The organism is Paenibacillus pedocola, assembly GCF_031599675.1.
Lineage (GTDB): Bacteria > Bacillota > Bacilli > Paenibacillales > Paenibacillaceae > Paenibacillus_AQ > Paenibacillus_AQ pedocola.
This window is the reverse complement of sequence record NZ_CP134223.1, coordinates 3,197,513-3,210,433: the sequence shown is the minus strand read 5'-3', so window position 1 is coordinate 3,210,433 and position 12,921 is coordinate 3,197,513. Positions and strand designations below refer to the sequence as shown.

At 47.2% G+C, this 12,921-nt stretch carries 14 protein-coding genes and 1 other annotated feature; of the genes, 2 read left to right on the top strand and 12 right to left on the bottom strand.

What is annotated here, in order from left to right; all coding sequences use genetic code 11:
• Window positions 1–2: 2 nt before the first annotated feature.
• The 8 genes from QU597_RS13935 to QU597_RS13900 form a co-directional block, all read right to left on the bottom strand.
• Window positions 3–455, bottom strand: coding sequence for a DUF3888 domain-containing protein (locus tag QU597_RS13935; protein ID WP_310833164.1), 453 nt, complete (start codon window positions 453–455; stop codon window positions 3–5).
• A gap of 217 nt (window positions 456–672) precedes the next feature.
• On the bottom strand, window positions 673–1,842 hold the full coding sequence (locus QU597_RS13930) for an alanyl-tRNA editing protein (RefSeq protein ID WP_310833163.1): 1,170 nt from the start codon (window positions 1,840–1,842) through the stop codon (window positions 673–675).
• On the bottom strand, window positions 1,835–2,287 hold the full coding sequence (locus QU597_RS13925) for a GNAT family N-acetyltransferase (protein ID WP_310833162.1): 453 nt from the start codon (window positions 2,285–2,287) through the stop codon (window positions 1,835–1,837). Before QU597_RS13925 ends, QU597_RS13930 begins: the two co-directional genes overlap by 8 nt.
• Window positions 2,288–2,317: 30 nt before the next feature.
• A complete protein-coding gene (locus QU597_RS13920; RefSeq protein WP_310833161.1) occupies window positions 2,318–3,082 on the bottom strand; it encodes a TSUP family transporter in 765 nt (254 codons plus the stop codon).
• Between the two features lie 97 nt (window positions 3,083–3,179).
• Complete coding sequence (locus tag QU597_RS13915; RefSeq protein ID WP_310833160.1) at window positions 3,180–3,359, bottom strand: hypothetical protein; 180 nt, start codon at window positions 3,357–3,359, stop codon at window positions 3,180–3,182.
• Between the two features lie 71 nt (window positions 3,360–3,430).
• A complete protein-coding gene (locus QU597_RS13910) occupies window positions 3,431–4,150 on the bottom strand; it encodes a YebC/PmpR family DNA-binding transcriptional regulator (RefSeq protein ID WP_054942064.1) in 720 nt (239 codons plus the stop codon).
• A gap of 27 nt (window positions 4,151–4,177) precedes the next feature.
• On the bottom strand, window positions 4,178–5,776 hold the full coding sequence (gene lysS / locus QU597_RS13905) for a lysine--tRNA ligase (RefSeq protein WP_310833159.1): 1,599 nt from the start codon (window positions 5,774–5,776) through the stop codon (window positions 4,178–4,180).
• 63 nt (window positions 5,777–5,839) lie between these two features.
• Window positions 5,840–6,110: a binding site (T-box leader), on the bottom strand.
• Between the two features lie 55 nt (window positions 6,111–6,165).
• Window positions 6,166–6,522 carry a hypothetical protein gene (locus QU597_RS13900; protein WP_310833158.1) on the bottom strand — a complete coding sequence of 119 codons (357 nt, stop codon included), beginning with the start codon at window positions 6,520–6,522 and terminating at the stop codon, window positions 6,166–6,168.
• A gap of 241 nt (window positions 6,523–6,763) precedes the next feature.
• On the opposite strand from QU597_RS13900, the gene QU597_RS13895 reads away from it, so the two are divergent.
• Entirely contained in the window at window positions 6,764–7,498 is a 735-nt protein-coding gene (locus QU597_RS13895; RefSeq protein ID WP_310833157.1) for a thermonuclease family protein, read from the top strand.
• Window positions 7,499–7,640: 142 nt separating this feature from the next.
• Entirely contained in the window at window positions 7,641–8,105 is a 465-nt protein-coding gene (locus tag QU597_RS13890; RefSeq protein ID WP_310833156.1) for a GNAT family N-acetyltransferase, read from the top strand.
• A 204-nt stretch (window positions 8,106–8,309) separates the two neighbouring features.
• On the opposite strand, the gene QU597_RS13885 is transcribed toward QU597_RS13890, so the two are convergent.
• The 4 genes from QU597_RS13885 to QU597_RS13870 all read right to left on the bottom strand — a co-directional run bounded on the left by QU597_RS13885 (window position 8,310) and on the right by QU597_RS13870 (window position 12,895).
• Window positions 8,310–9,425 (bottom strand): 5-methyltetrahydropteroyltriglutamate--homocysteine S-methyltransferase, encoded by a 1,116-nt coding sequence (locus tag QU597_RS13885; RefSeq protein ID WP_310833155.1) that lies wholly within the window; start codon window positions 9,423–9,425, stop codon window positions 8,310–8,312.
• 15 nt (window positions 9,426–9,440) lie between these two features.
• Window positions 9,441–10,373 (bottom strand): LysR family transcriptional regulator, encoded by a 933-nt coding sequence (locus QU597_RS13880; RefSeq protein WP_310833154.1) that lies wholly within the window; start codon window positions 10,371–10,373, stop codon window positions 9,441–9,443.
• A 107-nt stretch (window positions 10,374–10,480) separates the two neighbouring features.
• The gene (locus QU597_RS13875) at window positions 10,481–11,605 is read right to left on the bottom strand and encodes a phosphodiester glycosidase family protein (protein ID WP_310833153.1); all 1,125 of its coding nucleotides are present in this window, start codon (window positions 11,603–11,605) and stop codon (window positions 10,481–10,483) included.
• Window positions 11,606–11,767: 162 nt separating this feature from the next.
• On the bottom strand, window positions 11,768–12,895 hold the full coding sequence (locus tag QU597_RS13870) for a TPM domain-containing protein (RefSeq protein WP_310833152.1): 1,128 nt from the start codon (window positions 12,893–12,895) through the stop codon (window positions 11,768–11,770).
• Window positions 12,896–12,921: the final 26 nt, after the last annotated feature.

Here is a 12,921-nt window from a genome sequence, read left to right as displayed (position 1 = left end):
AGTTATTTCAGAGGATTCTTTATAATGTGCTGCCAATTAGGAGGGAGTTTATAACTCTTTAAGTGAACATAGTTAATCAGTTTTACTTCAGGTCCTGCTGAGATTTCAAACGTTAACCTGTCTTCACCGACTGAAATATGTGGTCCGACAACAGGCGTCACATCGAGCGTTATGGATAACATGAAACCACGAAACCCATTCATCCTCTTGGAATCGACTACTTCAACGAAATACGGATATACTAGCGGTGGTTCCAGCAATAAAGATTGATAATAACCCCAAATAGCATCATTGATATATGGAGTTAAAAAATTCATAAGCATATCCTGCAATTTCAGCTCTTTTGAGTCTGCCTGAGGAATGCGATAACTAGCTTCGGTGTTTGATTGCATAAGGGATGACAAGCTCAATGTCAAAGTAAGAAAGACAGCTATAATGATTCTTATCATAATCATTGAATACACCTCATTAAAGTTTACAGATAGGGTGTCCAAATCTTGTATTGGAATGCATAATTGCCCGATACTATTCTATTGTTTCCGGCCTATTAGTTTGTATCAACATATATCTTATATTGTTTAGTTAGAAAAGAACCTGAATCCTCGTATTGGAGGACTCAGGTTCTTTTGTAGTGATCCGGACAAGTGTACCGAGAACAATGTTGCTCAGGTGCTATTGCCGTTTTGCAAATTCATAGAATGCCAAGGCCTGCTCCCAGGTAGGAAAGCCTGCTTGAGCCATCTTGTCACTGCCTCCGCCTTTTCCCTGGAACTCGCCTAAGTTGGCTTTGAAAAAGGCTCCGCAGGACAGCCTGGCACTTCCGCTATGGGCAAACACCACTTTATTCTCAGCAGCTGACAACAGAAGCACCGGCAAGTCCGTGAGCGCCGTCAGCTTAACCGCCAGACTCTGCAGATCTTTAAGTGACCTCTGCTCAAAAACCTGCGCGACGATCACGCTCCCTGGCTCCTGCGCTGATAACAGCTCAGCCGCGACATAGCCGTCGTACTGCTCTTTAAGGGCCGTGAGCTCCGCTTGAAGCAGCTTCTGCTCCTGCTCCCACTTCTCAATCCGGTCCATAATTTCATCCTTGCCGGTATTGAATTTCACGGACAAGGCGTTAAGGATGCGGGCATTGCTATTGAATTCCTCCAGTGCACGCCCTCCGCACTTAAAGGTAACACGAATATTACCCTTCTGTTTCTCAGATCTAAGCAGCTTAATCATGCCGATGGCGCCTGTAGAGGAGACATGAGTTCCCCCGCAGGCGTTATACTCAATCCCTTCGATCTTCACGATCCGGATGTTCTCCGTTACTTTGGGCTGTTTCACCAGCGGCAGGCGGGCTAATTCTTCCTCATTGACTATATAACTGGTGATGCTGCGGTTCAGATAGATTTGCCGGTTAACATCTGCCTCTACCTCAAGCATCCGTTCCGCAGACAGCTCCGGAAGTTCGATATCGATTGTCGCATAATCGTTCCCCAGGTGGAAGCTCAAGGTCATCGCCTGACATAGCTCAAGGAACATGGCTGATAACAGATGCTGGCCGCTGTGCTGCTGCATGTGATCCAATCTCTTCTCCCAGTCGATCCGGCAGCTTACCCCATCCCCCGCAGGCAGGCTCTCAACCTTATGGAGTACTTCTTCATCCTCCAAAATGACATCCAGCACAGGAATATCATTAATAAATCCTGTATCGCAGGGTTGCCCACCGCCATGCGGATAGAAAGCTGTATCCTTCAAAATCAGGTAGAGCCCGTCCTCCTTCTCCACGATCCGGCTGACCTCGGTCTCCCATTCCCTGATATATGCAGATTCGTAATATAACTTATTAGTCATTTATCTGTTTCACTCCGTTTCTCTCTACCTCTCCGGATGCACCGAAGAAACGTTCCATAATAATATAGTCTTTTCCGCCTTTAGTGAAAGTCCGGTCTGTAATAGTCAATCCGAACCTATGATAAAAGGCTGCTTTATGGCTTCTGGCGTTACAATAAATCCGCTTCACCCCAGAGCTTGCCGCTTCGTTCAGCACATGCTGCAGCAGTCTGCTCCCGTACCCTTTGCCTTGCTGTGATTCCAGGGTGGCAAATTTGCGGAATTGAGCTTCGTCACCGCATATAAACAGTGAGACTACAGATATCAGCTGTTCACCTTCGAACAGTCCGTAATGTAACCCGGCATCGTCATCCTCCAGCTTCACGTAGTCCAGCTCACGCTCCGGCCACATGACCTGGTGTCTTAGCAGCCAGGCCGCTTCTTTATGTATTAGCGTGATCTTCATTCTATCCATCACCTCAGCTAGAGTGTGTCTTTAGTGAATCGTATCCCAAATTTGCTTGCCGATCAAGATTACAGTCACTGTTATGAACAGCGGCCTGATGTAGCCGGCTCCCTTGCGGATCGCTACCTTCGACCCAATAACCGCACCAGCTACCATTGGAACACCCAGCAGCAAACCATAATAAAAGCTGACAGAACCTAGCGCGATAAACGTGAGCAGACTGGAGATATTACTGGCAAAGTTCAGAACCTTGGCATTGCCTGCAGCAGTTACAAACTCAAAGCCCAGCATCAGAAAAGCAAAGATCAGAAACGATCCGGTACCCGGACCAAAAAATCCGTCATAAAACCCGATAACGAGCGCCACAACAACACCGGTCAAGCGTGTTTTTTTGCTGCTGCCGGAGAAGGTGGACACATCACCCCATGATTTTTTGAATAGCGTGTAGATCGTAATCACAACGAGCATAATAATGACGAGCGGCTTCAGAAACTCCGAGGGTACTTGCCTAACGGTAAATGAGCCTGCCACTGCCCCAATTATTGAAAAGGGAATGAGCAGCTTAAGCAGCTGAAAGTTGATTTTCCCCGAACGGACAAACGAAGCGGTGCTGGTAAACGAACACAACGTACCGGCCAATTTGTTGCTGCCAAGCAGCAGATGAAGGGGAATGCCTGCGGACAGCAAGGCCGGAATTGAGATCAGCCCTCCGCCCCCTACTACAGAATCTATGAATCCGGCCAAAAAACCGCAAACCACCAGAACAATGATCATATCTGTACTTATATGGTCCATGCTTACTTAAATCCTCCTGCTATGTATTTTCCAGCCTCAATAAAAAAGCAGCAGGATCATCTCCTGCCGCTCTCTTACTCCCTCTATAGCGGAAGTGTCACTTATAAGTGTTCTGTTCATTCTTCTTATAAGTCGTCTTATCATCCATTAGAGCTTCCTTGCGGACATCGAGCTTCTTCTGCTCCATTTGCTGGGCCTGCTGGTTGGTAACCGGCGTTTGATCCAGCTCCTCGACGGTGTTGATCAGGTTCTTGTCCGGTTTATAGTCATTTGTCACTGTGCTGCCTCCTTAAGTGTAAACTTAATGGTTCAGCTTATTGTGGCAATCCGCAGCCAGAATTATTCTCTCTATTCTTCGGAATCGACGTTGTGATATACCTGCTGTACATCATCGAGTTCTTCCAGAGCATCGATCAGCTTCTCGAATTGGGCTTCGGCATCTTCCGGAAGGGTTACATAGTTCTGCGGCAGCATTGTCAGTTCTGCTACGGTGAAGTCGGTAATACCGGCTCCGCGCAAGACTTCCTGAACCGCATGGAACTGGTCAGGCTCGGCATAAACGATAACCGCCTCATCCTCTTCCAGCACATCGCGCACATCTACGTCCGCTTCGATCAGCAGTTCCATAACTTCTTCGGCAGATTTGCCTTCAAGTCCGATAACAGCCGTGGTGTCAAACATATACGTTACTGAACCGCTGACTCCCATGTTTCCGCCGTTTTTGCTGAATGCGGAACGCACAAGCGGTGCTGTACGGTTCACATTATTGGTCAATGCATCGATGATGATCATCGAACCGCTTGGACCGAAGCCTTCATAACGCAGCTCAACATAATTTTCGTCGCCGCTGCCTTTGGCTTTCTCCAGCGCACGGTCGATGATAGCTTTAGGTACATTATACGTTTTGGCACGCTCCAGAACGACCTTAAGTGCACGGTTCGACTCCGGATCCGGCTCACCTTTCTTGGCTGCTACATAAATCTCAACACCAAACTTGGCATAGATCTTACTAGTATTGGCATCCTTGGATGCTTTCTTTTCTTTAATATTATTCCATTTACGACCCATAGTGTTCCGCTCACTTTCCAACATTAATTATAAACAGTCCGTTCTATTATACCTCTCCCGGGACGATCCCGTAAAGTCCAGCAGACTGAGCAGATGTTCCGTTCCTACAGCCTGGATCAGAGCAGGAATCCTCGGTCCTTCTGACTGATGCAGAACAAGCTGATATATCAGGGCAAACAGCCGTTTCTGATTGCTTCTCATCATCTTTTTGTCATCATGGTGACAAATGGCGTAAACTCGTCTCATGAACACCTCTTCCTCTAATTCTTCTTCTCTCAACAAGCCGCAAAAAGCGTTAATCCACTCTTGCTCAACAGCTTCAAGCGTATTATACAAAGCTGTGTCCGGGCTTTCGTTCACCGCAACTAACCTCTGCGGAACAAACTGTCTGATCCAATGTCCGGCCCGTGCTGCCGTTGCCTGAATGATCTCATCCGAGTAATCCTCACCGCCTTGCCGAAGCAGCTCCTGCAGGACTCTGCTGTCAAAATTAATCAGCGGCAGCAGACTGGATACCTGACTAAAGCTTGGTGCATGAGGTTCGGTAACCTGCATAAGTGAACGTTCCATGGCTGCGCGTAAATCATCGTCAGTCAGCGTTCCGGCATCATATGCTTTGCGGTATCTTTCGAATTCTGTGTAATTGCGCAGAACATCCTCATCAAGCCCAATACTAAAAGCGGTATTCGGATGATATTTGGCAAACAGGAACATGATCGGCTCCGGCCCATACACCTCGAGCAGGTCGGCAGGCGTGTAATTATGGCCGGAAGAGCTGGACATTTTGGCATGACTGCCTTTGATGCTGATGAATTCATAAGGTACGTAATACGGTGGCTGATTCCCGAAGATTCTCTCCGAGATCACCTTGGCGACATTATAGCTGCCCGTTTCAGAGGAGTGGTCCCGGCCTCCCGGCTCGAACACGACCTGCTCCATTCCCCAGCGCATCGGCCAGTCGATTTTCCAGTGTAATTTGATATTCGCCGCTTCTGGAACGTACAGCGTATTATAACAGCCGCATTTGCAGCTATAGATAATGTTTTTTGAATCTTCGTCAAAAGCATGGACACTGGTTGTATCTTTACCGCAGCGCTCACAGTACACCTGTACCGGATAAAAGGCTGCCCGTGCCTCCTCCGTTGCTTTTCCGGTTTTGAACATCATCAGAATATCGTAAATTTCTGCTCTATTGCGCAGCGCGTGCAGAATAGCCGGATTATACCGGAGCGATTGATACTCGCGGCTCTGATAAATGAACTCGGGAACGATCCCGAAGGCTGCCAAAGCCTGTTCAAATTCCTGTTCATAATGCTCCGCATAAGAGGTATGACTTCCGCAGGGACAAGGAACCTTGGTATAAGGCAATCCGATATATTGTTCATAAGAAAGATCCAGCTGAGCCGGAACCTTGCGGAACCGGTCGAAATCATCCCAGGAGAAAATAAACCGCACCTCTTTGCCGGATTTCTTCAATGCCTGCGTGACGAAGTATGTTGTGACGATCTCCCGAAAGTTCCCGATATGCACCGAACCCGAAGGGCTGATCCCTGATGCGCATACAAAGGTCTGGCGCTCAGGATGGTTTTGGATTAAATCGTTTGCGTATTTTTGTGCCCAATGCATGTTAACGCTCCTCTGTCTTTAGTATTGGAAAAACAAAAAAGCTCCCGCCCTCAAGATTGTTATCTTGAGGACGAGAGCTATGAATAGCGTCGTGGTACCACCTCTGTTCACGAACATGTTGCCAGGCCCGCCTCTTCAGGTACGGCCATTACGCTTATACCCTATCTCTGTAACGGGAGATCCCGTCATACCATCCTTGAGCTATATTGCCTAGCCCAATTCCGTATGCAGCTCAGAGACTTTATTCGTTAAGCACATTGCTGCTCCATCTCACCACCCTGGAGCTCTCTGGGAACAACGTTATCTTAAGTACTCTTCTCTTCATCGCTTTTCATATACAATTAAAATCAATTAAGATTATTTAAACATGGATTTCCGGGCTTTTCAAGTTAAAGTTCGAAGAAGAATCTTTTGAATAGTCCCAGATACTTCTTCTCCGCCTGGATATCTGAAATAAATGTTTTACCGTCTTTGATGTCCGGGATACTGTAAACAGAGAACAAGATATAATTATCCCTTTCCGCAATCGAGTTCAGCAGTGGTCTGGCCAGCATATCTGTAGCCCCGCCCGGCAACCAGTCCCCCAGCTTGTCATGCAAGTCATCCGCAGCAAATTCGGAAAAGTCCTCTCTAGTCGGATTCAATACAGCAAGTGCCACCAGAAATAAGCCAAGAATAAGCAGGAAGTTCCTAAACCTTCTTTTTGTATAATTATGTACAGGCTGTCGTTCAACAATATTATCCATGTCATCCCTCCTGCTAAAACAATATATGATTTGGGACTTTATGTAAATAAAGTTTATTGTTTAGTGCGGTAGAAATCCAAACCTAGCCTATGCTTCCGAAGTGAGCTTTTCTGCGGAAAGCTTACAGGCGGACGCTAGCGCTCCGTAAGGAAGAGAATTTATCAAATTAGCTTTTATATTCAGTAATTCTTTTTTTTCTGCTAGACTAACTTCAAAATGTATAAAAGGAGTTACTAAGCTGATGCATCTACGGGAATATACCGCTTTATTCTTTTTACTTCTTTCTGTTATCTTCGTCTTCATATGGATCATCGGACTTATAAATCCGTCATTCATCCTCCGTTGGGACAATCCGGCCAAGAGAACCCGCAAGCGTGTAACCATGTACTCGCTTCTTGCTATAGTGGTTACTTTCGCTTTATTTGTTATTATAGTGCCCAAGACCTCAGCGTTAGAGGAAGTCTATGCCAAACTAGATTCTAACGATGATTACGATGTTATAGGCACCTTTATCTACAAAGCCATATTGCATATCGATGCCGAGGTCACCTCTGTAATCGACGGAGATACGTTCAGAATCAAAATGGAGGATGGCGAAACGGATAAGGTGCGGCTCCTTCTGATTGATACACCGGAAATTGGGCAGCACCCTGAGCCATACGGTCAGAAAGCTCGTGAATACGCTAATGAGCTTCTCCAAAACCAAAAGGTACACCTGGAATTTGACAAGTCGGAACGCGATCAATATGGCCGTCTGCTGGCTTATGCCTATGTAGGAGACAAGATGATCAATGAGCTGTTGCTGGAAAAGGGGTTTGCCAGAGTTGCTGTTTTTCCGCCGGATATTGAGTTCGAAAATGAATTCAAGGCTATAGAGAAGAAAGCACGGGAAACCAAGCTGGGGATATGGAGCATTGAGAATTATGTAACAGATAGAGGATGCGATGAAAACGCAGCGTCTGAGGCTTCACAGTAGCGGGTGCAAACAAAAGCTTTGCTAACTATTGAAAGGAGTGATGTGGTATGAAGAATAGCCGAACTATGTTGGTGATAAGAGGTTTACAAAGTTAACCGTAGAGGATTAATTCCTCTACGAATGAGATTCGGAGGAATTAATAATGACAATTGCTATAAGTCCCATTACTGTTGACAATTGGTACGCATGTACACAGCTTAAAGTTAACCCGGAGCAGCTAAGTGTTTTTCCGGCACCGGTGGTCTATTGGATTGCAGAATCTAAATATGCGGATGAGTTTGAACTGCGTGCGATTTATTGGAAGGATGAATTGGTCGGATTTATCGTATATTGTACGAAGCCGGATAATGATGGCAACTACTGGATTCCAGCCCTAATGATTGATGAGATACATCAGGGTAAAGGTTACGGCAAGGCAGCATTGAAGATGCTGATTGAATTCATGCAGCAGTTTTGCTGCACAAGAATAATGATTGGACACCGTCCCAATAACCATATTGCTGATAGGCTGTATGCATCCTTGGGCTTCAAAAAGGTCAGTGAAGAACTAATAGATGGCGAAGTCATAAGACTGCTTGAAATCTGCCTTGCAACACGTACTTCATAGAATAAGCTTTAAAGCCTAAGATGAAGAAAAGGAGTGACGGAGAGGAATTTTGGAACTGTAGGAGCGCCAGCGTCCGCCTTTGTCTTCGGATTTCAACCGCAGCAGCAGTATAAATCAAGAAATCGGAAGACAACAGCGGCCGGAAGTCCAAACATTCCTCGCAGTAGCGACTGACACTGAATCTAAACTAATAGTTTATTCTCTCTAAACCCAAACTTCATTCGCCGTCTCAACGACCAGCCGGATCTTATCCCACTGCTCTTCCTCCGTCAGGATGTTCCCTTCCTCCGTCGAAGCAAAACCGCATTGCGGGCTGAGGCACAGCTTCTCGATATTCACATATTGGGCAGCTTCGGCAATCCTCAGCTTTAGCTGCTCCTTGCTCTCCAGCCCCCCATGTTTGGTGGTAACCAGGCCAAGCACTACAAACTGGTCACGGATATACCGCAGCGGAGCGAAGTCTCCGGAACGTTCATTGTCATATTCAAGGAAAAAAGCATCGACCTGCGTCTCGCCGAACAGCACTTCGGCAACCGGCTCATAACCGCCCGCTGCAAACCAGGTAGACCGGAAGTTGCCGCGGCACACATGCAGCGCGATCGTCATATCCTCTGGTCTGACGGCAATACTCTCGTTAATGAGACGCACATAATCCTTAGCAAGCTGCTCCGGATCGACTCCCCTGCTGCGGAGATGGGCCCGGTGTCTGCCGCTGGAAAGTGTACCCCAGGTGGTATCATCCAGCTGCAGGTAACGGCACCCTGCATCATAGAAGGCTTGAATTGCAGCCTTATATACCGTAATAATGTCCTGATACAGCAGCTGCTGATCGGGATATATTTCATTACCGTTATAATCCTGCACGAAATGGAATAAGGACGGGGCCGGAATCGTCATTTTGGCCAGCGTCTCTCCTGCCATCTGCTGCAGCTGCATAAAATGGGCAATCATCGGATGATCTTCAAACGCGATTTTGCCGGTGATCTTAAAGCTCTCGGCCCGCTGAGTACTTTCCTTGGAGCCGCTGCCCTGATTGAGGATGATTTTTTGAGTCCCTTTTATCCCCAGGAAGAAATCAAGATGCCACCACGAACGGCGGAATTCCCCATCGGTAACTGCCTTGAGGCCCAAAGCCTTTTCATGCTTTAGCAGCTCAGCAATTTCCCTGTCCTCTATTTCCTGAAGCTGTACAGTTGTAATCTCGCCCTGTTCATACCTGCTGCGGGCTGCCTTGATTTCGTCACTGCGCAGGAAGCTGCCGACGATGTCATAACGAAAGGGCGGAGCATTTCTGGCGGAACCGGTTATTGGACTGATCATACGTCCCTCCTGCTGTTATAATAAGAATTGATTCAAGTCGAAGTAATTGCTAGCGACCAGATCATTTAATAGTTCGATATAGCTCGACATGATTTCACTCGGTTTGCGGTCCTTATGAGTAATCCAGCCGACGGTAAACACTTCATTACTGTCATAAGGAATGGTCACCAGCCCGTTGCCGTTCAATTCAGAAGCCATGATACCTGTACCTATTGTATATGAATCGGTGCCTAGCAGCAGGTTCGTAAGTGTTGCCCGGTCGGTTACCTTTATATTCTTCTCAATCTGGGTAAAGCTAAGCATTTCCTCTGAATAGTGCAAAGAATTGTTATCTCCCTGTTCAAAGGTAATATACGGAAACGGGAGTATGTCATCCAGGATAAGGGTTTCCTTAGCGGCCAGCGGATGTCCGGCTCTAACGTAAACATGTGGATTCGTGTTGAACAGCGGGGTGAATTTGAGGTTCCCGTCGCTGAACAGCTTATTCATTACTTTATAGTTGCTTTCGTTAATATACAGAATCCCGAGATCACTGCGGAGTGTCCGTACATCCTCAATAACTTCGTAGGTTTGTGTCTCCCGCAGGCTGAAATTATATTCCGACACATTGCGTTCCTTCATCAGGCGCACAAAAGCATCGACGACAAAAGCATAATGCTGGGTGGACACGGAAAAATACACCGGGCTGCGTTTCTTGCCGGTATACCGGTTCTCCATGAACTCGGTCTGCTCAATAATTTGCCTTGCATAGCCCAAGAACTCCATACCTTCCGCTGAAATGCTGATTCCCCGGTTGGTCCGTTCAAAAATCGTGATTCCCAGCTCGCTCTCCAGTTCCTTGATGGCATTGGAGAGACTGGGCTGTGACACAAAAAGCCGTTTGGCCGCTTCGTTCATAGAGCCGCTGTTGGCAATCTCAATGGCGTAGCGGAGCTGCTGCAATGTCAATCCTGTTCCCCCTCTAATCAAAGGCTGTGGCCCTGTGTGTATCTAGTTATTTTATTAGCATATCCTTACTTGCTGTACTACGTCTACTGCTCTCTTAAAATCTATTGTTACTGTGTCCGCTTCTTGGCAGCATCGATCTGCGAAGGATCAAGCCCTTCCCAAATATTCGCAATCTGTGCCTGCTCCGGATGCTCAAAAACGAGAAATGCAGTAGGCAGATAGCGTTCGCCATATTTCGAAGAAGGTTTATTAACAATTTCATTATCCTTGACCAGTACCGTCGATGATCCGCCGTCCAAATTTGCGGCAATTACCGCACCATGCTTCAGCATTATCTGTTGGACATCATAGAGGTTCGCACCAATGCTATAGCCGGGCTGTCGGCCGTCGATGACAACAAACAGCAGCGCCCCATCCTCACGCTGGCCCATAGCTGTTCTTGGGGCAATTCCCCAGCCTTCGGCTGCATTCTTGATCAAGCCCTTGCCATTGACGATAATCCGCGGCTGAAAAGATACGGCTTCCTGCACGCCAAGCTTACTCAGCTCTTCCAGCGAATAGTTACCTGCGATCATTTTGCCCTGCTTATCCAGGCCTACAATCTGTGTCGATTTCTTTCCGCCAAGGCTATTATAGAATAACTTCCCCTGCGAAACGACCAGCCCGATCGGTTTAAATCCGTTACCCTTCCAGTTCGGGTCGGCAAAACCTCCGCCATTCACTCCGGCAATAGCCCCGGTACGCTTCACCATACTGGATACTTTCTCGCCGGAGCCGATTTTGCCCGGAACACCTAACCGGACCTTCGTAGGATCGTTGACCGTCATTACATAACCTGTATAACTAGTCCCTGACACCTTCTCAATCTCGACCAACGGCTTTTCTGCTTCAACTTCAGGTGCAGGGGTTGCAATCGTATGGGTATCCTTCTCGTCGCCCATATGTACAAAACGTTGATTGTACTCGGCCACCCGATTCTTCAGCTCATCTTCACCAATAATATATTTCGCCATATAGCGGTGTTGTGTCGTAATCAATGTGTCTGCGATCAAATAACGGAGATTATGCGCAGAGGGTGCAAAATAGAGCCAGCCTCCGGCTGCAATCATCAACAGTATAAAGAACATGAAGACTCTTGTGAGTCTGCGCAGAAAGCTTTTTTTCTTGCGTTTGCGGACAGGTTTTTTGTTCTTTCGTACGTTTGAACGCTGGGGTAATGATGAAGTACTCACTTCTTTCTTCCTCCCTGGGAATGCATATAATGGAAATCATGATAGAATCATATCTTCCCATGATAGACGATATCTCGGAAGTAAAGGTTTCAGTTTTTTAACTCTGTGATCCATAACTTGTAAAATAAAGTAAACCCTCTTAGAAAAGAGGGTTCTGATGCTCTAGTTATATTGGTTGCGGCGTGACACCGCTGTGGCGATCAATACGATAAGGATTAGGAATAATGCGATAATCGTCAGCCCCTTACTTAATGAGGCCGGCTTCGTTACCGATATAGCAGCTGCCGACACCGCCGGTTTATCAGTTCCGTTGTTTAAGGGATTATCTGACGACGCTGTAACAGCTGTAACGGAGGCTGTTGTAGCTATTTCCGGACTGTGATCTGCTCTGGCGAGAAAAAAGCTGTAAAATTCATTTGCCGTTGCTGTGACACCTGCAGCGTATTTTTTGCTGGCAAATTGCGGTTCCAGCAGCTTGTCCAGAATACCTCTAATAAGCTCATTCGTCAGCGTCATGTCTACATTTCTTCCCTGCAGCACATGATAGTTGTCGCCTTCGATATCCAGCACCAGAAGCACATCCCTGGAACCGGCACCTATGGATGCAAATTTCGCGTATGTGTAATCCTGCAGGCTGAGCCCCCCGGAATTCTTCACCGTTACGATGTAAATGCCGCTTCCGGTCGTGGTTTTATAAAGGTTACTGGACTGGTTGAGATACAGCCTGGTTACCTGCGGAAGTACTCTGGCGTTGTCGGCCACATAATTCCCGCTCCCGAGCGGCTCTTTCCAAACCCCGCCCAGATGTTCAATAAGTGCACCATAGGTTTTCCGCGCGCCGGCAGCGTAATTTTTGTCCGCAAAGTCAGGCTCTAGTGACTCCGAGAGAATCTGTGACAAGGCGCTATCCGTTAAGGTGCTCTCTAGCCCGTCGCCCCGCAGTGCCCAATATTTATTATCTTTGACCGAGAGCAGTAGCAGGACTCCGTTGTTCTTATCCACCGCACCAATGCCCCAGCTGTTGAACAGCATGGTCGCATACTCTTCCATTGAAGCCCCTCCCGTGGAATCAACCGTAACCAGCACCACCTGTGCTCCGGTCTCCTGGTGCAGCTTTACTCCGTAATTGACCATATAGTTCTCGGCCTTAATGTCAATTACATTGGCAAAATCATTGACGTAGAACGATTCCGTAGGCTCCGGTACAGCTGGTTTTGCCCAGCTCAGCACCGGCAGCAGCATACTCAGCAGCATGGTGATAAATACTATTTTGATAATCTTCTGATTCATCTGAATCCCCCTGCCCGATGTTATTA